This window comes from bacterium, from assembly GCA_020440705.1.
Classification (GTDB): domain Bacteria; phylum Krumholzibacteriota; class Krumholzibacteriia; order LZORAL124-64-63; family LZORAL124-64-63; genus JAGRNP01.
This window is the reverse complement of the sequence record JAGRNP010000063.1, coordinates 1-21731: the sequence shown is the minus strand read 5'-3', so window position 1 is coordinate 21731 and position 21731 is coordinate 1. Positions and strand designations below refer to the sequence as shown.

Genomic DNA, 21731 nt, shown 5'->3' with positions numbered 1-21731 from the left:
GGAGGTGGCCGAGGGCGAGGATCTCTCCAGGCGGCTGCAGCGCGGCGCCCTGCCCCTGGACGAGGCCCTCGAAACGGCCCTGCAGATCGCCGAGGGACTCGAGGCCGCCCACGCCAAGAACATCGTCCACCGCGACCTGAAGCCGGCCAACATCATGTGCGCGCCGAGCGGCCGCGTGAAGCTGCTCGACTTCGGCCTCGCGCGGGCGTACCAGCCGGACGAGGCCAGCGGCGACCCCATGCTGTCGCCCACCCTGACCGCGGCCATGACCCAGCAGGGCGTGATCCTCGGCACCGCCGCCTACATGTCGCCGGAACAGGCGCGCGGCAAGACGGTCGACGCGCAGTCGGACATCTGGTCGTTCGGCGTGGTGCTCTACGAGATGCTCACCGCCCACCGCGTCTTCCAGGGCGAGACGATCTCCGATTCCATCGGGGCGATCCTGCACAAGGAACCCGAGTGGCCCCGGCTGCCCGCCGACACGCCGCCGCAGATCCGGCAGCTGCTGGCCCGCTGCCTCGAGCGCAACCCGGCCGAGCGTCTGCACCACATCGCCGACGCGCGGGTGGCCATCCTCGAGGCCCGCCGCGATCCCGCCGGCAGCCGGCTCGGCTTCTCCGGGGTCGTGCCCGAGCCTCGCCGCTCGCGGACCGGCCTCTTCGCCGCCCTGGCCGCCGTGCTGGGGCTGGCCCTGGGCGTCGCCGCGGGTTCGGTGCTGTTCCACGCCGAATCGCCCGCGCGCTACCGGATCCTCGATCTCGGCGTCGACATCGAGCCTTCCAACGACCAGATGTCGTCCCGCCAGGCCGCCGTTGCGCCCGACGGCAGCGCCGTGGTCTACACCCACCGCAACCGGCTCTGGCTGCAGCGCCTCGACGAGCAGCTCCCGGTCGAACTGGCCCAGACCGAGCGGGGCCTGGCGCCCTTCTGGTCGCCCGACGGGACCCACGTCGGCTGGTTCGAGGAGAGCCGGGTCATGAAGATGTCCACCCGCGGCGGGCGCCCGGTCACCCTCTGCGATCTCGGGCGCAGCACCTCCGGCGGCGTGGGCGCCCACTGGGTCGCGGGCGGGCGCATCCTCTTCTCCACCGGCTGGAGCGGCATCCGCACCATTCCGGACCAGGGCGGCGTGTCGACGGAGATCATCCCGGCCGGCGCCGGCTACGGCGACCTGCACGAGCCGTTCGGCCTGCCCGACGACCGGGGCATCCTCTTCGTCAGCCACCCGGAGCAGCGCGGGCCGAGCGTCCTGGAGATCTGGCACGACGACCAGCGGAGCGTCCTGTTCACGGCCCAGGCCGGCGCCCGCATCTGGTCGCCCTGCTACGATCCGCGGGGCTACGTGCTCTTTCGCCTGACCCGCACCGAGCTCACCTGGGGCCTGTGGGCGCTGCCCTTCGACCTGGCTTCCGGCCGGGCGACCGGCGAGCCGTTCCTGGTCGAGCCCGACGCCTCGAGCGCCACCGCGGCCCGGGACGGCGAGCTCGTCTACGTCCTCAGCCCGCACCAGAGCGCGGAGCGGGTCATCGTGCGCGTCGACCTCGCCGAGGGTCAGCGCGAGACGCTCACCTCGTCGCGCCCCAACGGCGCCGAGTTCTCGCTCTCTCCGAACGGTCGCTGGCTCGCCTTCACCGCCGACAACACCGACGGCGACGGCAGCCATATCTGGGTGCGGGACCTCGAGCGGGGAGTCGAGTCGCAGCTGACCTCGCGCGACCACCAGATGTACTTCGAGCCGAAATGGTCGGCCGACAGCCGGCAACTGGTCTTCGTCGCCGTCGAACCGGGAGCGGGCACGAACCACACCGTTCGCCTCGCGGTGGACGGCAGCGAGACCTGGACCGTGCTTTCCGAACATCCCGGCAGCCTGACCCCGGACGGTCGCCACCTGGTCTACATCACGGAGTCCGGCGGGCGCGAGATCGGCGGCTCCGAACCGGACTCGACGGAGATCTGGACCCAGGCCCTGGACGATCCCGACAGCGGGCGCTTCATGCTCGGCGGCGACGGGCAGTACTTCCCGGTGGGCTTCTCGGCGAGCGGCGACTTCATGCTCTACTACACCAACCGCGCCGGCGAGGAAGCCATCTACCTGACCCGCTTCCCTTCCGGCACCGGCCGCTGGAAGGTCTCCCGCGAGGCCGACGTGCGCGCCGAGGCCTTCGCCGCCGACGGCTCGGCCATCTACTACGTGAGCGGGGACCAGCTCTACCGGGTGGCTTTCGTCGAGGGCCCGACGCCCCAGCTCGGGCGTCCGGAGGTGGTGGGGCAGGTGCCGGAGGCCACTCCGGGGCGGCTGCAGATCCATCCGGACGGGCGTTCGTACCTGGTCGCCGTCCCGGCCAACGACGGCGAGAACCGGAGCCAGCGTGCGCGGGTGAAGATCGTGCAGGACTGGACGGCGAAGCTCACGGGAGACCGTTAGGCCCACGCCCCCGGGAGGTTCCACGGCGCCCGATCAGCCGCCAGGCGATCAGGCCGCTGGCCACCGTCACCCCCGCGGCGAGCCACTCCTGCGGCTGGCGTCCGGCGGCCAGCACGGCCAGCGTCACGGTGGCGACCACGTAGATCCCCGGCAGGACGACCGAACCCGTCACCGGCACCGCCGCGGTGCCGTGCCGCCGGCGCAGTACGAAGACGCAGCTCACGGTGAGCGCCGCCGAGAGGGAAAGCGTCAGGCCCAGGTAGCCGAGCAGCGAGCGCAGGTCCGACACGAGCACCAGCACGATCGCCAGGGCGGCCTGCACCGCGATGGCCGCCGCGGGCGTCTCGCCGCGGAAGCGCAGCGCCGCCGGGAAGACCCCGTCGTCGGCCATGCGGGCGAAGACCCGCGGCCCGGCCATGATCATCGACGAGACCGAACTGAGCAGGGCGAGGGCCACGACGGCGCGCACCAGGCGCGCGCCTGCGTCGCCGAGCAGGCTCGACGCGGCGGCCACGGCCACGTCGGGCCGGCCCTGCACGTCGGCGCACGGCACGAAACCCACGAAGACGAGATTGAGCGCGAGATAGACGAGGGTGACGGCAATGGTGGCCCGCAGCATCGCCGCCGGCACCGTGCGCGCCGGGTCGCGCGCCTCGCCCGCCACGTACACCGCGGCGTTGAAGCCCGAGTAGCTGAGGGAGATCCAGACCAGCGCGCCGGCGAACGCGGCGAGGCTGAACTCCTGCGGCGTGCAGGTCGGCCAGTCCGGTGCGGCGCCCGCCCACCGCGCCCCCGCCAACCCGACGAAGACGGCCAGCACGACCAGCTTCACCACCACGATCCCGTTCTGGCCGAAGGCGCCGAAGCGCGCCCGCACCGCGTGCACGGCGGTGGCGACGAGGATCGCGGCCACGGCGATCAGGTTCGGCGGCACGGCCGAGTCGGCGGGCCGCACGTAGCTCTCGAAGGCGTGGGCGGCGAAGGCGATGGCGCCGGTGAAGCCGGCGAGCAGGGAGATCCAACCGGCCACGAAGCCGGCAGCCGGGTGCAGCACCCGGGCGAGGAAGAGGTACTCACCGCCCGACTCGGTCAGGCGGCGGGCCAGGGCGCCGTAGCCCACGGCGCCGCACACGGCGATCACCCCGCCGACGGCCCAGGCCGCGAGCACGCGCCCGGGCGAGCCGAGGTCGGCCAGGGTGAAGCCCGAGGTGGTGAAGACGCCGGCCCCGATCATGTTCGCCACCACGAGGGCGGCGAGGGTGCCGGGGCCGAACGGTCGACCGGAGGTTCCGCTCACGGCTTGCGGAAGCGGAACACGAAGTTCTCCTCCATGCCCGGGATCGTGACTTCGTCGAGGAAGGTGAAGCCGGCGGCCTCGATCTCGCCGCGGAAGACGTCCTTCGAAGCGCGGACGTGGCCCTGGATCCACTCGCGGGCGCCCTCGTGGCGGTCGAAGTCGACCACGGTCATCACGCCGCCGGGGCGCAGGGCGCGGAACATGGAGGCCAGCATCGCCTGGTAGTCGTCGAAGTGATGGTAGGTGTCGACGACGATCATCCTGTCGACCGAGGCGGGCGGCAGGGTGGCCGAGGTGAACGAGCTGTAGACGACGGTGACGTTGTCCCAGCCGCCGGTGTTCGCGACCTCGCGCAGGTGCTCGACGAAGCGGATGGAGATCTCGACGTCGATGACGTGGCCGTTCTCGCCGACCGCCGCGACCAGGGGCGCGAGGAAGGCCCCGGTGCCGGCGCCCACGTCGGCCACGACGTCGCCCGGCGCGATGCCGGCCGCCGCGACGATCTGCTCGCGCAGGGCGAAGACCTCGCGGCTCTCGTTCTCGAAACGCTGGACCATGCGGTCGACGTCCAGTTCGGGGTCCGTGTACTGGTCGTTGTGGGAGCCGCCGCCGTGGCCGGGCTGGTGTTCATGCCCCTCCTGGGCGATTCCGGGGGCGGCGAGCAGGCAGACGGCGAGGATCAGCAGCAGGTTCTTCACGGCGGCTCCAGAGGGTCGGGGTCCGAATCGAGGTCGAAAGGCCCATTCTAGCCACACCGCCCGCGCGCAACCACCGTCATGTGTCCGCAATCCTGAACATGGCCATTCGAAAACTTTGTTGCGGCTGCGCGGGCGTGCTACGCTGGGCGGGTCGAACCCCGACGCCCCCACGCCTCCGGAGGCCCCGCCCATGGCCCACCGCACCGTCAAGTCCGGCTACGCCGACCTGGTCGCGCGTCTCAACCGGGCGCCCCAGGGCGCCCCGCCGTCGCAGCTCCTGAATCGCATCCTGGCGATGCTCATGAGCGAGCGCGAGGCCGGCCTGCTGGCCCTGCTGCCCATCAAGCCCTTCACCGCGCGCCGGGCCGCGCGCATCTGGAAGCTGCCCGAGGCCGAGACCCGCACCATCCTCGAGCGGCTCGCCGGGCGCGCCCTGCTGGTCGACGTCGAGCGCCACGGCCGCTCGGTCTACACCCTGCCGCCGCCCATGGCCGGCTTCTTCGAGTTCTCGCTGATGCGCACCCGCGGCGACCTCGACCAGAAGATCCTCAGCGAGCTCTTCCACCAGTACCTGAACGTGGAAGAGGACTTCGTGAAGGCCCTCTTCACCGAGGGCGAGACCCAGCTGGGACGGGTCTTCGTGCAGGAACCGGTGCTCACCAGCGACCTCGCCGCCCACGTGCTCGACTACGAGCGGGCCAGCGAGGTGATCGAGACGGCGACCCACATCGGCGTGGGCCTGTGCTACTGCCGGCACAAGCAGGAGCACCTGGGCGGGGCCTGCGACGCGCCCATGGACATCTGCATGACCTTCAACGGCTCGGCCGAGTCGCTGACCAAGCACGGCCATGCCCGCGCCATCGACAAGGCCGAATGCCGCGCGCTGCTGGACGAGGCCTACGACCGGGGCCTGGTGCAGTTCGGCGAGAACGTGCAGCGGAAGGTGAACTTCATCTGCAACTGCTGCGGGTGCTGCTGCGAGGCGCTGCAGGCGCAGAAGCGGTTCACGCACCTGCACCCGGTGCACACGACGAACTTCATCCCCGACCTCGACGCGACCGCCTGCAACGGGTGCGGCAGGTGCGTCGACGCCTGCCCGGTCGAGGCCCTGGCGCTGGTTTCGGCGAACGATCCGGGAAAGCCGCGGCGCCGCGCCGCGCGGCTGCTGGAGGACGCCTGCCTGGGGTGCGGCGTGTGCGTGCGCGCATGCGCGCAGGACGCGCTGAAGCTGAAGCCCCGCGCCGCCCGCGTGCTCACACCCGTGAACAACGCCCACCGCTACGTGCTGATGGCCGTCGAACGCGGCAAGCTGCAGGACCTGATCTTCGACAACCGGGTGCTGTGGAGCCACCGCGCGCTGGCGGCGCTGCTGGGCGCGGTGCTGAAACTGCCGCCCGTGAAGCGGGCGATGGCGAGCGAGCAGATGAAGTCGCGGTATCTCGAGGCGGTGACGGCGCGGCGGGCGGAGTAGGGGGCGGCGGACCGGCAACAGGGAGAGGCGGGGACCGCTGGCGAGCGGACCGCCCCCCACGCAGCTACATTGCCGCGTCCACCCCGTCCCGGAGGCGTCCATGGCGACCCCCCTTCTCCACGTCGGCGACGTCATCGCGGCCGATCTCGACCGCCAGGGCTGGTCCGTCCAGCGGGACTTCCTGGCGCCGCCGGCGGCCGCCGCCCTGCACGACCGCGCCCTCGCCTGGTGGCGCGACGGCGAGTTCCGCCCCGCGTACGTGGGCCGCGGGCCGTCCCGGCGCCTGGACGAGTCGGTGCGCACCGACCACGTGCGTTGGCTCGACTTCGCCACCGGCGGCCGCTTCCGCGACGTCTACGACACCTGGTACGAGCCCCTGCGCCAGGCCTTGAACCGCCGGCTCTATCTCGGCCTGTTCGACTTCGAGGCGCACGTCACCATGTACCCCCCGGGCAGCTTCTACGTGCGCCACCTGGACCGCTTCCGGGATGCGCCCCACCGCGCCGTCACCGCCATCCTCTACCTGAATCCCGCCTGGACGCCGGACGACGGAGGCGCCCTGCGGCTGCACCTGCCCGGGCCGGACGGCGGGGAGATCCCCCACGACGTCGTGCCGCAGGCCGGGACGCTGGTCACCTTCCTGAGCGCGGAGATCCCCCACGAGGTGCTGCCCACCCGTCGCGAGCGCCTGAGCTTCACCGGGTGGTTCTGCACGCGGCGGTAGGCGTCCCGCCCGCTTTTTGAGGAAAACCGGACCGCTTTGCCCTAGACTGTCCGGGCGCGCCCCCTGACCGCGACCCCGACGGAAGATTCCCTGATGATCGGCAAGACCCTGGCCCACTACGAGATCGTGGCCCTGCTCGGCAAGGGCGGCATGGGCGAGGTGTACCGCGCCCGCGACACCCGCCTCGGCCGCGACGTCGCCCTGAAGATCCTGCCGGCCGAGATGGCGAACGACGCCGAACGCCGCGCGCGGTTCCAGCGCGAGGCCTCGACCATCGCGGTGCTGAACCACCCCAACATCGTGACCATCCACTCGGTCGAGGAGGCGGACGGCGTCCACTTCCTGACCATGGAACTGGTGGAGGGCGCGACCCTGGCCGAGACGATCCCCGACGGGGGCCTCGGACCGGAACGCTTCCTCGCCATCGCGGTGCCCCTGGCCGACGCCCTGGCCAGCGCCCACGGGCAGGGCATCGTGCACCGCGACCTGAAGCCCGCCAACATCATGTTCGACCGCGACGGCCGCGTGAAGATCCTGGACTTCGGCCTGGCCAAGCTCACCGAGGAGGCGTCCGACGACGGCGCCACCGTAACCTCGGACGGCCGCACCATGGCCGGCCAGATGATCGGCACCCTGGCCTACATGTCGCCGGAGCAGGCCGAGGGCCACGCCGTCGACCACCGGTCGGATCTCTTCTCCCTGGGCATCGTGCTCCACCAGATGGCCACCGGCGTGCAGCCTTTCCAGGGGCCCACCTTCGTGGCCACGCTATCGGCGATCCTGAAGGACACGCCGCCTCCCGTCGGCGAACGCAACGCCGCGCTGCCCGAGCGCGTGGGCGCCGTCGTGGCCCGCTGCCTCGAGAAGGCGCCGGACGCGCGGCCCCGCAGCGCCGCCGAGGTGCGCGACGAACTGCAGGCGATCCAGCTGTCGACCCTGTCCGGCATCGCCGCCGTGCCCGCCGCCCCGGCGCGAAGTCTCCGCCGGCCCGCGGTGCTGGTGCCCGTCGCGGCCGTCGTGGTCGCGCTGGTCGTGGTCGGCGTGTGGTGGAGCCGGAACGCGCAGCAGGGGCGCTGGGCGCGGGACGAGGCCCTGCCCGCCATCGCGGCGATCATCGACGAGAAGGCCGGCGACGACAGCGCGGCCAACTGGGAGGCCTTCCAGCTCGACCGCCAGGCCTTTCCCCACGCCCCCGACGATCCGCGCTGGGCGCAGCTGCGGCCCAGCTACAGCAAGGACCTGACGGTGCTGTCCGAGCCGGCGGGCGCCCGGGTCTTCGCCCGCCCCTACGGCGTCCCGGACGCTCCGTGGGAGGATCTCGGCACGACCACCGTCGAGGCGGCGCCCTTCGCCTCGGGCGTGATCTGCCTGAAGCTGGAGAAGGACGGCTTCGAAACCGTCGAGGACATCGTCTGGAACCGCTACTTCCGGACCGACGACCGGCCCTACGGCCTGCAGCCGGCGGGCTCGGTGCCCGCGGGCATGGTGTGGGCGTCGGCGGCGGGTCCGCAGCTCTTCATCGACGCCGCGCCGGCCGGCGTGCACCTGCCGGGCATCGAGCACCTGCCGCGCCAGGAGCTGGGCGACTTCCTCATCGACCGCTACGAGGTGAGCAACCGGGCGTACCAGGCCTTCGTCGACGCGGGAGGCTACGCGGACCCCGCCTTCTGGCAGGAGCCCTTCGTCGACGGCGACCGCGAGCTCTCCTTCGACGAGGCCCGCGCGCGGTTCACCGACCGCACCGGGCAGCCGGGACCCGCCACCTGGGAGGTGGGCCGCTTCCCCGAGGGCCGCGGCGACGACCCGGTGTCCGGCCTGAGCTGGTTCGAGGCCATGGCCTATGCCGCCTTCGCCGGGCACAGCCTGCCGACGATCTACCACTGGGACCGCGTGGCCCTGACCTGGGCGAGCAACGAGATCGTGCCGTTCAGCAACCTGGCCGGCACCGGCATCCGACCCACGGGATCGCCGCGGGCGCTGAACCGGTACGGCGCCTGCGACCTGGGCGGTAACGTGCGCGAGTGGTGCGTCAATCCGGACAACCGCGGCGGCCGCTTCATCCTGGGCGGGGGCTGGAACGATCCGGCCTACGCCTTCAACGACGCCTACGCCCAGTCGCCGTGGGACCGCTCCGAGACCAACGGCCTGCGCGGCATCGCCACCGTCGCCACCAGCGCGGCGAACGACGCGCTCGACGACCTGATCGAGCTGCCCTTCCGCGACTTCGCCGCCGAGCCGAAGGTGTCCGACGAGACGTTCGCCCTCTTCCGGAACCAGTTCCGCTACGACTCGACGCCGCTGAACGCCGAACTCGTCGAGACGCGGGAGGAGGACTACTACACGCGCGAGAGGATCGTCTTCGACGCGGCGTACGGGGGCGAGTCCATGGCGGCGTACCTGTTCCTGCCGAAGATCGGTGCACCGCCCTACCAGACGGTGGTGTATTTCCCGGGGTCCGGGGCGATCCACACGCGGTCGAGCGACGACCTCTCCCCGCGCCGCATCGACTACATCGTCAAGAGCGGCCGGGCCCTGCTGTGGCCCGTCTACAAGAGCACCTTCGAGCGCGGCGACGGCCTGGCGTCGGACTACCCCGACGAGACGGCCAACTGGAAGGACCACATGATCATGTGGGGCAAGGACATCCGGCGATCGATCGACTACCTCGAGACCCGCGACGACATCGACGCCGAACGGCTCGCCTTCCTCGGCATCAGCTGGGGCGCGGCCATGGGGCCGGTCATGATGGCCGTCGAGCCGCGCTTCAAGGCCGGGATCGTGGGGGTGGCGGGCCTGAACTTCCAGCGCGCCCTGCCCGAGGTCGACGAGGTGCACTACCTGCAGCGGGTGACGATCCCGGTGCTCATGCTCAACGGCAAGTACGACTTCTTCTTCCCCTACGAGACGTCCCAGCTGCCCTACTTCGAGCTGATGGGCACGCCGGCCGAGCACAAGCGGCTGGTGCTGCACGAGGCGGGGCACTCGTTCCCGCGCACGGAGGCGGCGCGCGAGTCGATCGCGTGGCTGGACAGGTATCTGGGCGAGGTGAAGTAGGCGCCGGCGGTCAGTCCGCCAGGTTGACCTTGGCGAGCAGAGCCTCGAAGCGCGCGTCCGAACGCACCGGCGCGAAGACGCGGTCGGACTTCAGCCAACCGAGCCACTGCGAATCGGTGGCGTGGGCCTGCTCAAGGAAGCTGAGCGCCTGGGCGTTCTCCCCGCGGCCGAGGGCGACCAGCGCCTGGTCGAAGGCCGTCACCTGCCCGCGCAGCGACAGCGCCGCCAGATCCTCCCGTTCGGCGGCCAACGCCTCCGCGTCCCCGACCGCTCCGAAGGCGTAGGCCAGCCAGGCCGACACGAACGCCGACGCGCCCATGGTCTTTGCCCGCTCGAAGTGCGGAATCGCATCCGCCGGGCGGCCGTCCTGGATGGCGATCCAGCCGTAGCTCCAGTGGGGAAAGAAATAGGTCGGATCGAGATCCTCGGCCTGCCGCACCAGGTCGGTCGCCGCGGCGATCTCACCGGACAGGGCCAGGCCCACCGAGGCGTCGATGTGCACCTGGGGATTCAGGGGGTCGAGCCCGATGGCGATGCGGCTCTCGGCGTTCGCCTCCGCGAAGCGCCCCTGGAAGGCGAGGGCCATGGCGAACTGGTCGCGGGCGTAGCTGTAGCTCGGGTTCAGCGCGATGGCCCGATGGTAGGCTTCCTCGGCGCCGGCGTAGTCGTACTCGTACCAGGCCCGGAAGGTGGCCAGCGAGGTCCAGGCCTCGGCCGAGCCGGGGTCGAGTGCGATGGCGCGCTCGGCCGCATCGCGCGCCCGGGGCCGCGCCTCGGTCGCCGTCAGGAAGCCCTCGTTGTAGCCGGCCCACAGCACCGCATCGGACAGGCCCGACAGGGCGGGCACGAACCCGGGGCTGATGGCGAGCGCCTCCTCGAAGCGCGCGATGGCCTTCTGCAGGTTCTCGTCGCTGGGCCGGTTGAAGAAGTAGCGCCCCTTGAGGTAGGCGTCGTAGGCCTCGGGGTCGATGGCGTCCGCTTCCTGCAGGCGCGAGCGCTCGTCCGGGGTCAACTGCACGAGGATCGCCCGGGCGATGGCGGCCGCCAGTTCGTCCTGCAGGGCCAGGACGTCCTGCGAACTGCGCTCGAAGCTCTCGCCCCACAGGCTGCGGTCGGCGCGGGCATCGATCAGCTGGGCGGTGATCCGCACGCGGTCGCCGTCGCGCACCACCGAGCCTTCGACCACCGCGTCGACGTCGAGGATCCGCGCGATCTCCGGCGTGGGCGGCCGGTCGGCGCCGCGGAACTGCATGGCCGACCCCCGCGAGATCACCCGCAGGCGGCTGATGCGCGCCAGGTACGCGGTCAGGCCGTCGGTCATGCCCTCGGCGAAGTAGTCCTGGGCCGGATCACCCGAGTAGTTGTCCAGGGCGAGAACGGCCAGGGAGCGGATGCCGCCGTCGCCCGTCCCGCCGCTGCCGTCGCTGAGGGTCCGCAGCCCGACCGCCGCCACGACGACGGCCACCGCCACGATGGCGACCAGCAGGAAGCGACGCGAGCCCGGGGTCCGGCCCGTGGCCGCCGGGAACGACGACGCCGATTCCAGGAATCCCGGGTCTCCTCTCAGCGCCTGCGCGACCTCGGTCATGTCCGGGAACCGGTCGGCCGGATCCTTGGCCAGGCAACGGTCGATGATCCGCTCGAGCTCGACCGGCAGATCGCCCCGCACGGAGCTCAGGGGTTCCGGCGCGTCGCGGGTGATGGCCGAACCGAGCTCCAGGGCCGACGTGCCCCGGAACGGCCGGCGGCCCCCGGCCATCTCGTACAGCACCGAACCGAGGGAGAAGATGTCCGAGCGCGCGTCGGCCGTTTCGCCCCGCACCTGCTCCGGCGACATGTAGGGCAACGTGCCCAGGACTACGCCTTCGCGGGTCGTCATGTCCATGGTCAGGTCGGCGGTCGCGTCGGTCGTGGCCTGTTCGCGGCGCGCCAGCCCGAAGTCGAGCACCTTCACGCGCCCGTCGGGCGTCACCATGATGTTGGCGGGCTTGAGATCGCGGTGGATGACGCCCTTGCCGTGGGCCGCCGCCAACGCCGCCGCGACCTCGCTCCCGATGCGCCGGATCTCGGGCACGGGCAACGCCCCGGCGGCCAGGAGCTCGGTCAGCGTGCGCCCCGCGACCAGCTGCATGGTCAGGAAGTGCAGGCCGTCGGCCTCCTCGACCGAGTGGATCGTGACGATGCCGGGATGATCGAGGGAGGCCAGGGTCTGGGCCTCGCGGCGGAAACGGGCCAGGCGGCCGGCGTCGGCCGCGAGATCGGCGGGCAGGACCTTCAGGGCCACCTCCCGCCCGAGCTTCGTGTCGGTGGCGCGATAGACCTCCCCCATGCCCCCGGCGCCGAGCGCTGCCGTGATCTCGAAGTGGCCCAGGCTCCGGCCGATCATCGCCGCTCCAACTCCGCGAACTGCGGGCTCGCCACGAACCCCCGCCAACGCGGATCCAGGCGCATCGACACCAGCGAGAGCATCCCGGGCCGGGCCGCGATCCGTTCCGCCGCCAGGTCCCGGGCCGACGCGTACTCGCCGAGCATCGCGTAGGTCAGGACGAGGTTGTCGGCGGGCTCCACGCCGGCTTCGGCGTCGCGCGTCGTCGGCATCAGCTCGACGCCCCGGCGCGCCGCGGCGACGGCGTCGTCCCGCCGGCCGAGGGCGGCGAGAATCGGGCCCAGGTCCGACCAGGGGCGGAAGTCGCCGGGCGACTCGTCCGCCCAACGCCGCATCAGGGACGCCGCCTCGGCATAGTGCTCCCGCGCCGTCGCCGTGTCGCCCCGGGCCGCGTACACCATGGCCCGCTTCGCCGCGCGCGGATGCAGGGAGATCTGGTCCTCGAAGTACTCGGGCATCACGTCGGTCAGGGCGAGCGCGGCGTCGTAGCGGCCGGCGTTGTACTCGAGCTCGAAGCGGTAGTTGCGCCCCAGCTCGTCGTCGCCGGCGGGCATCCGGTCGATGAACCTGCGGGCCGCGTCCAGGTCGCCGTTCCAGCTCAGGTAGGCCCGCAGCGGGAAGTAGTACGATCCCGGCACATCGGGCGCGATGGAGATCGCCCGTTCGTAGGCCGCGATCGCCGCCGCGTACTCCCGATTGAGATGCAGGCAGGTGCCGAGCTCCTGGGCCGAGGACTTGTCCATCGGGTCGAGCTCGAGCACGCGCCGGTTCAGCCGGATCGCCTCGGCGAGGTTGCCCTGCCGCTTGTTCACGGTCGCCTTCCAGGACAGCACTTCCGGATCGTTGGGACGATCGCGTTCGGCGACCGCGATCTCCGCCAGGGCCCGGCCGTAGTCGCGGAAGCACCGGTAGTAGTACAGGCCGAGAGCCATGTGCCCAGCGGGATCGTCCGGCGCGAGGCGCAGGGCCTCGTCGGCCGCGGCCTTGGCGGCCTCGCAGCGGTTGCCGGCGCGGTCACCCCCGTGGTAGCGCCAGGAATGGGCCCGGGACAGCCAGGCCCAGGCCTGGGCGAAGTCCGGGTCGAGTTCGACGGCCCGCTCGAACATCTGCTGGGCCAACGCGCCCGTGGGCTCGCGCTCGATGGCGTCCTGCCCCCGCAGGTAGGCCTGGTAGGCGTCCTGGTTGGCGGTCGGGATCTCGTCGCTGGTCGCGCTGTGGCCGGCCACCAGCACCACGCCCAGGGCGTCGATGACCCGGGTCGCGATGTCGGACTGCACCCGGAAGATGTCGTCCATCTCGGCGTCGTAGGTCTCGCCCCAGACGCCGGTGTCGCCGTCGACGCGCACCAGCTGCGGCGAGATGCGCACCCGGCTGCCGCCCGCGCCGCGGGCCCAGCGCACGGTGCCGTCCAGGATGTAGTCCACGGCGAAGTCGGCCCCGATCCGCTGCATCGACTTGCCGGTGCGGTCGTACTGGAACGAGCTGCTGCGCGAGATCACCTCGAGCGCCTCGACGGAGGCCAGGCGGCCGATGATCTCCTCGGTCACGCCCGCGGCGAAGTACTCGTCGTCGGCCGCGCCCTGGTTCTCGAAGGGCAGCACGACGATGCGCGAGGTCGCCTGGTCCCGACGGGCGTCGGCCGCGGCGACGGTCCCGGCCCCGGCGGTCGGGTCGGGCAAGTCGCCGCCCCCGCGCCGGGACTGGAGCCCGAAGAAGACGGCCACCGCCACGACGACCACCGCCACGACGACCAGCCACGGCTTCCGGCCGCCGCCCGCCGGAACGACGGCCGCGACCGGGGCCGTCGCCCCCGTGCGGCCCGGGATGGCGACGCGGCCCGTGCCTAGGTCCCGCTCGAGATTGCGCAGGTCGGTGGCCATGTCGTCGGCGGTCTGGTAGCGGCGCGAACGCTCCTTCTCGAGGGCCTTGGCCACGATGCGTCCGGCCTCGCCCGGCACCTCGTCGCCGTGATCGGTCAGGGGCGACGGATCCTTCTGGAGAGTGGCGCTGAGCGCCTCGAGGGCGGTCTTGCCCTCGAAGGGGAAGCGACCCGCCGCCAGCTCGTAGAGCAGGACCCCGAAGGAGAAGATGTCGCTGCGATGGTCGACCTCCTCGCCGCGCGCCTGCTCCGGCGACATGTAGGCCACCGTGCCGAGCACCATGCCCGCCTGGGTGAGCTCACGGCTGATGGTCGCCAGCTCGGCGGTCGCGCCGAGGTCATCGCCGGCGCCGGCCGGATCGAGCAGCTTGGCGAGCCCGAAGTCGAGCAGCTTCACGTGCCCGTCGGCGGTCACCATGACGTTGGCCGCCTTCAGGTCCCGGTGCACGACGCCGTTGCGGTGGGCATAGGCCAGGGCCGTGGCGATGGGAATGCCGTACTCGAGCCACTTGCGGATGGGCAGGGCCCGCTTGCCCGCGATCTCCTGGAGCGTCTTGCCCACGAGCAGCTCCATCACCAGGTAGGGCGCCCCCTCGAACTCGCCCACCTCGTGGATGACGGCGATGTTGGGGTGGGACAGGCCCGCCGCCGTCTCGGCCTCGCGCTGGAACCGGAGTTTGCGTTCGTGGTCGGCGGTCAGGCCGGCGGGCAGGATCTTGATGGCCACGTCGCGCTTGAGCTTCGTGTCGTGGGCGCTCCACACCACGCCCATGCCGCCCGAACCGATCTTCTCGATCAGGCGGTAATGGGACAGGGACTGGCCTGGCGCGAGATCCATGGGTCGCAGCGCTCCGCTGGGGTGGTCGGCATGATTTCGGGCTGAGGCGGGAATATAGCAGAGAATCGCTCCCGGAGCAGCGGTTTCCTGGCCGAGCCCCACCGCTCCGGCGGCGGACCGGGCTGGCGGCGGGGCCGGCCCGGCCACCCCGTCAGATGGCGAACGAGTCCCGATGCCCGGGCACGGTGACCTCCGCCCCGAACGTCCCGCGCAGCCGCTCCGCGAACGGCTGGGCCTGGTCCGCCTCGCCGTGCACGATGAAGACGCGGCGCGGCGCGGCCGGAGCGCTCCCCACCCAGCGCATCAGCTCGTCGCGGTCGGCGTGGCTGCTGAGGCCCTCGATGGTGCCGACGCGGGCGCGCACCGGCACGTCCTGCCCGTGGATGCGCAGGTGGTCGGCGCCCTCCTGCAGGGCCCGGCCGCGGGTCCCGGCGGCCTGGTAGCCCGAGAGCAGCACGAGATTGTGGTGGTCGGGCAGACGCCGCGCCAGGTGGTGCAGGATGCGGCCTCCGGTCATCATGCCGCTGGCGGCGATGATCACCCGCGGCCCGCGCATGCCGTTCAGCGCCTTCGACTCGTGCACGGTGCGGTGCAGGTGCACGTTGCGCGGGAAGAGGCGGCTGCGGTCGTCGGCGACCACGTCGTCGTCCAGGTTCTCGTCGTACAGGTGCCGCGAGTAGATCAGCGTCGCGTCGATGGCCATGGGGCTGTCGATGTGGATGGGGATCTCCGCCAGCTCGCCGCCGGTCATCAGGCGGCGCAGCACCAGGCCGACGACCTGGGTCCGGCCCACGGCGAAGGCCGGGATCAGAACGATGCCGCGCTTGTGCACGGTGCGGGCGAACTCCTCGCGGATCTGGTCGCCCACCGGCTCGTGGTCGTGCAGGCGGTTGCCGTAGGTCGACTCGATCACCAGCACGTCGCACGCCGGCAGCGGCTCGGGGTCCAGGTGCAGGGTCATGCCGTAGCGGCCGACGTCGCCGCTGAAGACGACCGTGCGTTCGCCGGGATTGACGCCGTCGTCGCCGCCGGTGCGGATGCGGAATTCGACGAAGGCCGCGCCGAGGATGTGCCCCGAGTTGTGGAAGCGCATGCGCAGCCCCTCGCCCAGCTCGATCCAGCGCTGGAAGGGCTGCGGCCGGATCAGCCGCAGCGACCGCAGCGCGTCGACGGACGTGTAGAGGGGTTCGGCGGGCGTGTGCTTCGAGAAGCCCTTCTTGTTCGCCCAGGCCGCGTCCTCCTCCTGCAGGTGGGCCGAGTCCATCAGCATCAGCTCGAGCAGCTCGGCCGTGGGCTCGGTGCAGTGGATCGGACCCCGGAAGCCGTACTGCAGCAGGCGCGGCGTGTAGCCCGTGTGGTCGATGTGGGCGTGGGTCAGCACCACGTGGTCGAGGAAGCCGGGCTCGAAGCCCGGCGCTTCCCAGTTCAGCAGGCGGAGCTGCTTGAGGCCCTGGAACAGGCCGCAGTCGACCAGCACCCGCTGCCCGGCCGCCTCGAGCAGGTGGCGCGAGCCGGTGACGGTGCCGGCGGCGCCGTGGAAAGTCAGCTGCATGGCGGTTCCTCCGCTGGGGTCTCGCGGGCGGCGGCGATTCGACGCGCCCTCCGCCGAGTATAGTCGAGGATGCGGCCGCCCGAAAGCCGCCCCCGGGAGACGAAGCCCGCGGTGGTGTCCGGCCCGGCGCCGCGCTATCCTGCCGCGATCGCGGGGCCGGCGCGACGCCGATCCCCATCGCACCGGTCGGCCTCGGTCCCGGGAGTTCGCCATGCATCCGACGATCACCACGGCCCTGCTTCTGAGCTGCAGCAACGTCTTCATGACCTTCGCCTGGTACGGGCACCTCCGGAACCTGTCGACGAAGCCCTGGCTCGTGGCCGCCCTCGTCAGCTGGGGCATCGCCCTCTGCGAGTACCTGCTGCAGGTCCCGGCCAACCGCATCGGCCACCAGGTCATGACGGTGGGTCAGCTCAAGATCCTCCAGGAGGTGATCGCGCTCACGGTATTCGTGCCGTTCGCGGTCTTCTACCTGCGGGAGAAGCTGACCCTCGACTACCTCTGGGCCGGGCTCTGCCTGCTCGGCGCCGTGTTCTTCCTCTTCCGGGCCAAGCTCATGGGCGGGGCCTGAGCCGGGCCGCGCCGAACCGAACCGCCGGAGCGGCGTTCGCGCACAGGCGACGGCCTGCACGCGAACGCGACTCCGGCACCCGGATCAGACCGACAGCGCCGCGCCCAGGGCGGCCACCACCTGCGGCGCCGGCGGGACCCCGATCTCGCGGCCGAGCTCGGCGCCCACCATCTCGCGCAGGCACCCGTTGAGGGCGCCCCCGCCGACGAACACGATGCCGTCCTCGAGCGGCAGCCGTCGCAGCATGGCCACGGCCCGCCGGACCACCGCCTCGTGCAGGCCCCGCGCCAGCTCGGCGCGGTCCGCCCCGCTCGCCGTGGCCGAGACGACCTCCGACTCGGCGAAGACCGTGCACATGGCGTTGATCGTCCGGGCGGCGGGGGCGCTGCGCCCCGCCGCCACGAACTCGTCCATGGGATACGAGAGCGCCGTGGCCATCACCTCCAGGAAGCGCCCCGTGCCGGCCGCGCAGCGGTCGTTCATCTCGAACTTCGTCACGGCGCCGGACGGGTCCAGGGCGATGGCCTTGGTGTCCTGGCCGCCGATGTCCAGGAGCGTGCGGGCCGCGGGGCAGACGCGGCGCGCCCCGAGGGCGACCGCCCGGATCTCGGTCAGCGTCGCGGCCCCGCGCCGCTCGGCGTAGAGGTGGCGGCCGTAGCCGGTCGCGACGACCCGATCGGGCCTGCGTCCGGCCACCAGTTCGTCGCAGACGCCGAGGGGGTCGTGGCTGTTGGGGACGACGAGGTGATCGACCACCTCGCCGTCCTCCAGCGTCACCCGCTTGACGGTGCGGGAACCGATGTCGAGTCCGATGATGCGCATCCCGCCCCTCCCCGTCAGGACCTGATCTGCTCGACGAAGGCCTCCACGCGCGTGCGCAGCTGGCCGACGTCCTCCTGGCTGTAATCGGTGTCGATGCGCAGGACCGGCGTGCCGGCCGCCTCGACGCGACGCTCCAGCAGCGGCGCCTCCATCTGGTACGGCGTGCAGAACTGCAGGGCGTAGTGGATGATCCCGTCGGCCCCGGTGGCGTCGGCGATGCCGCGGGCGTGCTCGGCGCGGGTCGGGTTCGGCGTGAACACCGCGCAGTCGATGCCGAAGTAGCGGTCCACCAGGTTCCCGACGAGATCATCGACGGTGTCGCCCTCGGCGCAGACCAGGTTCTGCGTGCCGCGGGCCCCGATGCACGACTCCTCGCCGACGATGACCGCACCGGCGCTCTCGACGATCGCCGGCAGCTTCCAGTTGGGCACCGCCATGGGGCAGCCCGAGATCACCAGCCGCGGCGTGTCGGCCGCCGCGACGCCGGTGCGGGCCGCGATCCGCTCCTCCAGTTCGTCGCACAGCTTCTCGACGCTGGCCGTGAACCGGACCGGGTCGTCGTAGAACGACACCTGGTTGATCAGCAGCGCGTCGAGGCCGCTGATCGGGGCGGGGTTCGCCCGCCGCAGCCCGGCGAGCCGGTGCAGGGCCGCCCGCTTGCGGTTGGCGGTCTCGATGCCGGCCTGCAGGCTCACGGCCGTGATCGTCCGGCCGGACACGCGCTCGAGCGCGGCGGCCAGGTCGCGATAGCTCGCCTGCAGAATGGACCGGCCTTCGCCGCTCTTGGTGTTGGGCATGTCCAGCGCCATGAACTCGGCCCGGGTCAGGTCGCGGAAGATCTCGTAGGCCTTCTTCTTCCCGTCGCAGGTGTTCTCGCCGACGATCAGGTCGCAGCTCTCGAGGTAGGGGCAGACCTTCTCCAGGCTGAACCCGAAGAACGACTTGATCAGGGCGCAGGTGTTGCGGGGCAGGTAGCGTTCCGCGTGCTCGGTGCCGAAGTCGGCGCCGGCGCACAGCCCGACCCCCACGCCGTCGACGGCCAGGATCAGCTCCTCGGGCACGAAGACGCAGAACGAACCCACCACGATCCGGCCCGCGGCCCTGGCGTCGACCAGTTCCTTGATGCGCAGGCCGTGGACCTCGCTCATGACGAAGTCGAAGTAGCCCATGCCGGCGGGGCGGTTCGGCTGGCTCAGGAAGGTGTCGGTGTAGGCCTGCCCGAGAACCTCGAGCAGGGCGTCGTGCTTCGGCAGGTCGAGGCCCAGGGCGGACCACATGGGGCGATAGTCGGTCGCGTCGTTCATCGTTTCCTCCTCGGGCCGCCGGCCGGCTGCCGCCGCCGGGCGCCCGCGGAGGACGCGGGATCAGGCGGGCGGAGTCGTCCGGAGACCTGTGTGGGCTCGGAGCCGAACCGGCTCCCGTCCTCTCCGTCAGGTGAGGCTCGTGATGTGGTGATGCCAGGTCATCTGAACCGTTCTCCGGTGATGAAGGGTGAGGGTCGCCGCCCCGCGGGGCAGTTAGACGATTAACAGGTTTCGCAGAGCGTTTGTCAAGGTCGACAGGACGAAACCAAAAAAGCAGACCCCTATCGTCCTATTTATGGTATATTCGCGCGGTCGCGCACCACGCCAGCCCTCGCCAGCTGAAAGGCGCCCCATGACCGTTCGCCCGACTCGCCCCCCCCGAGCGATCGCCCTGCTGCTCGCCGTCCCGCTCCTGCTGACCGCCGGGGCGGCCGCGGCCGGCTCCATCTGCGGCCTGGTCACCGACGGGCAGACCGCCCAGCCCGTCGCCGACGCCGGCGTCTTCCTGCGCGATGCCCAGGGCACCTACCTCGGCCTCTACGCGGCCACCGACGCCGGCGGCCATTACTGCCTCGACGATCTCGCTGCCGGCACCTACACGCTGGAGGTCCGGGTCGACGACTACGTGGCCGCCTGGATCGAGAACATCGTGGTCCAGGACGGCCCTTCGACCGTGCCCATCTCCGCGCTCCTGCCCGACGCGTGGCTTCATCTGCCCTGGCCCAACCCGGCCGCGGGCCGCGTCCACCTGCGCCTGACGGCCCGCCGCGACGGCCCCCTCGATCTCGCGGTCTACGACCTGCGGGGGCGCGTGGTCCGCCATTGGGAGGGCCAGCTGGCCGCCGGCGATCGCGACTTCACCTGGGACGGCCGCGACCCGCGCGGCCAGGACCTGCCCACCGGCCTGTACTTCATTCGCCTGCGCTCCGGGGACCGGACCATGACCCGCCCCGTGCTGCTGACCCGCTAGGGAGAGGATTCCGCCATGTCGATGTTCCCGTTGCCCACCATCCTGAAGCGCATCCTGCCGCTCGCGGCGGCGCTCGCCCTGATCCTCGCCGGAGGCTGCACCGACCAGAGCGTGCCCTCCGAACCGCTGCCCGGACAGGCGGCCGACGGCGCCGTGCTCGCGGGCACGGTGACCGACACCGGGGGCGCCCGGGCGGCCGACGCCGTGATCGTCGTCGAGCCCCTGGTGGCGGGCGTGGGCCTGAGCGTGGCGCGGAGCACGGCCCCCGACCTGGCGGCGGACCGCGACCCGGACAAGTCCGGCGGCGTGCGGACGGCCGTCAGCGACGGGCAGGGCCGTTTCGCGCTGCCCGAGCTGGCGGCGGGCGCCTACGTCGTGACGACGACCCTGCGCGACCACGCCGGCGACTCGCGGACGGTGACGATCAGCGCAGCCCTCGCCGACAAGGCCGACACGACGTTCGTCGACATCGCCCTGACGCCGACGGGCACCCTCGCCGGCGTGGCCACCCTCGAGAACGCCATCCTGCACGACGGCACCGTCGTGTACGTGGAAGGCACCTCCTACCTGGCCGTCACCGACGGCGCCGGCGCCTACGCCATGACCGGCGTGCCGGTGGGCACGTGGAACGTGCGCGCGTTCCATGCCGGCTATCTCGACGACGCGACGACGGGCTCCCTCGCGATCGCGGCCGAGGTCGACACCCTGCCCGACCTCTTCCTGCCCCTCGAGTCGAACATCGCGCCCATCGTCGACCAGATCGACGCCACGCCGCTGGCCGCCGGCCAGCCGACGGCCTTCGTCGCCCTGGCCCACGACCCGGACGGGACCGTCGTGCGCTGGGAGTGGGACTTCGAGAACGACGGCGTCTGGGACTACGATTCCGCCCTCACGGGCGACACCGGCTTCGCCTACGCCGTGGTGGGTCCGGTCACGGCCAAGCTGCGCGTCACGGACGACGGCGGGGCCATCGGGCTCGGCGCGATCTCGTTCGAGGTGCCGGCCGTTTCCTACGCGGGCATCTTCGTGGCCACGACCGGCGACGACGCCAACACCGGCGCCCACGACGATCCCCTGCTGACCATCGGCGCGGCCCTCGGCCTCGCGAACCAGCAGGGCGCCACCGACATCTGGGTCGAGACCGGTGTGTACACCGAGTTCGTGACCCTGCCGGCCGGCCTCGGCGTGCACGGCGGCCGGGTTCCCCCGACCTGGGACCGCGGTCCCGGCCAGTACAGCCGCCTGACGGGCGACGTCCTCGCGGCCGGCGCCCTCGGCGTGAACCAGCCGACGCTGATCGAAGGCATGGAGTTCGTCGCCGTCGACGCGACCGATCCGGGCCAGGCCTCGGTGGCCATGACCGTGTTCGCCTGCACGTCCGCGCTCGTGTTCGACGACTGCATCTTCGCGGCCGGCAACGGGGCCGACGGCGCCGACGGCACCGACGGCGTCTTCGGGCCGAACGGCCAGAACGGCGGCAACGGGGCGCCCGGCGCCTGCGACAACATCATCTCCGCCCCCGGCGGCCTCGAGGGCGGCGGCGGCTGGGCCGGCGGACCCGGCGGCAGCGGCGGCCAGGGCGCTGCGGCCGGCGAGAACGGCTGGGCCAGTTCCGCGGCCCCCGGCGGCCAGGGTGGCGCCAGCGGCAACCCGGGCCAGGCCGGTCAGAACGGCTTCAACGGACCGGACGGCGGCAACGGCTTCGGCGGCACGGCGGCCGCTCCGTACGGTTCGCTCAGC

General features: G+C 72.0%; 14 protein-coding genes. 7 read left to right on the top strand and 7 right to left on the bottom strand.

What is annotated here, in order from left to right; translation table 11 throughout:
• Positions 1 to 2425 (top strand): serine/threonine-protein kinase (locus KDM41_10745; protein MCB1183902.1); only part of this gene is annotated, 2425 nt, incomplete at its 5' end.
• On the opposite strand, the gene KDM41_10740 is transcribed toward KDM41_10745, so the two are convergent.
• Both KDM41_10740 and KDM41_10735 read right to left on the bottom strand, forming a co-directional pair.
• Complete coding sequence (locus KDM41_10740) at positions 2409 to 3722, bottom strand: amino acid permease (GenBank protein MCB1183901.1); 1314 nt, start codon at positions 3720 to 3722, stop codon at positions 2409 to 2411. The genes KDM41_10745 and KDM41_10740 overlap by 17 nt on opposite strands.
• A complete protein-coding gene (locus tag KDM41_10735) occupies positions 3719 to 4420 on the bottom strand; it encodes a methyltransferase domain-containing protein (protein ID MCB1183900.1) in 702 nt (233 codons plus the stop codon). Before KDM41_10735 ends, KDM41_10740 begins: the two co-directional genes overlap by 4 nt.
• A 190-nt stretch (positions 4421 to 4610) precedes the next feature.
• Here KDM41_10735 and KDM41_10730 point away from each other — a divergent pair, with 190 nt between their 5' ends.
• The 3 genes from KDM41_10730 (at position 4611) to KDM41_10720 (ending at position 9669) form a co-directional block, all read left to right on the top strand.
• Positions 4611 to 5891, top strand: a complete 1281-nt coding sequence (locus KDM41_10730; GenBank protein MCB1183899.1) for a 4Fe-4S dicluster domain-containing protein — start codon at positions 4611 to 4613, stop codon at positions 5889 to 5891.
• Positions 5892 to 5991: 100 nt separating this feature from the next.
• Positions 5992 to 6615, top strand: coding sequence for a 2OG-Fe(II) oxygenase (locus KDM41_10725; GenBank protein ID MCB1183898.1), 624 nt, complete (start codon positions 5992 to 5994; stop codon positions 6613 to 6615).
• Positions 6616 to 6708: 93 nt separating this feature from the next.
• Positions 6709 to 9669 carry a protein kinase gene (locus KDM41_10720; GenBank protein MCB1183897.1) on the top strand — a complete coding sequence of 987 codons (2961 nt, stop codon included), beginning with the start codon at positions 6709 to 6711 and terminating at the stop codon, positions 9667 to 9669.
• 10 nt (positions 9670 to 9679) lie between these two features.
• Here KDM41_10720 and KDM41_10715 read toward each other — a convergent pair whose 3' ends face one another.
• From KDM41_10715 to KDM41_10705, 3 genes are all read right to left on the bottom strand, one after another.
• On the bottom strand, positions 9680 to 12055 hold the full coding sequence (locus tag KDM41_10715; protein MCB1183896.1) for a protein kinase: 2376 nt from the start codon (positions 12053 to 12055) through the stop codon (positions 9680 to 9682).
• A complete protein-coding gene (locus KDM41_10710; GenBank protein ID MCB1183895.1) occupies positions 12052 to 14772 on the bottom strand; it encodes a protein kinase in 2721 nt (906 codons plus the stop codon). The genes KDM41_10715 and KDM41_10710 overlap by 4 nt, the downstream gene beginning before the upstream one ends.
• Before the next feature lie 151 nt (positions 14773 to 14923).
• Positions 14924 to 16324 carry an MBL fold metallo-hydrolase gene (locus KDM41_10705; protein MCB1183894.1) on the bottom strand — a complete coding sequence of 467 codons (1401 nt, stop codon included), beginning with the start codon at positions 16322 to 16324 and terminating at the stop codon, positions 14924 to 14926.
• Between the two features lie 211 nt (positions 16325 to 16535).
• Here KDM41_10705 and KDM41_10700 point away from each other — a divergent pair, with 211 nt between their 5' ends.
• Positions 16536 to 16895 carry a DMT family protein gene (locus KDM41_10700; protein ID MCB1183893.1) on the top strand — a complete coding sequence of 120 codons (360 nt, stop codon included), beginning with the start codon at positions 16536 to 16538 and terminating at the stop codon, positions 16893 to 16895.
• 84 nt (positions 16896 to 16979) lie between these two features.
• Here the strand turns inward: KDM41_10700 and KDM41_10695 are convergent, their stop codons facing one another.
• Both KDM41_10695 and KDM41_10690 read right to left on the bottom strand, forming a co-directional pair.
• Positions 16980 to 17717, bottom strand: coding sequence for a 3-hydroxyacyl-ACP dehydratase (locus KDM41_10695; GenBank protein MCB1183892.1), 738 nt, complete (start codon positions 17715 to 17717; stop codon positions 16980 to 16982).
• A gap of 14 nt (positions 17718 to 17731) precedes the next feature.
• Positions 17732 to 19021 carry a 2-hydroxyacyl-CoA dehydratase gene (locus tag KDM41_10690; GenBank protein MCB1183891.1) on the bottom strand — a complete coding sequence of 430 codons (1290 nt, stop codon included), beginning with the start codon at positions 19019 to 19021 and terminating at the stop codon, positions 17732 to 17734.
• A 352-nt stretch (positions 19022 to 19373) separates the two neighbouring features.
• Between KDM41_10690 and KDM41_10685 the strand changes: the two genes are divergently transcribed.
• Together KDM41_10685 and KDM41_10680 are read left to right on the top strand one after the other, a co-directional pair.
• The gene (locus tag KDM41_10685; GenBank protein ID MCB1183890.1) at positions 19374 to 19991 is read left to right on the top strand and encodes a carboxypeptidase regulatory-like domain-containing protein; all 618 of its coding nucleotides are present in this window, start codon (positions 19374 to 19376) and stop codon (positions 19989 to 19991) included.
• A 15-nt stretch (positions 19992 to 20006) separates the two neighbouring features.
• Positions 20007 to 21731: carboxypeptidase regulatory-like domain-containing protein (locus KDM41_10680; protein ID MCB1183889.1), on the top strand; the 1725-nt coding region annotated here is incomplete at its 3' end.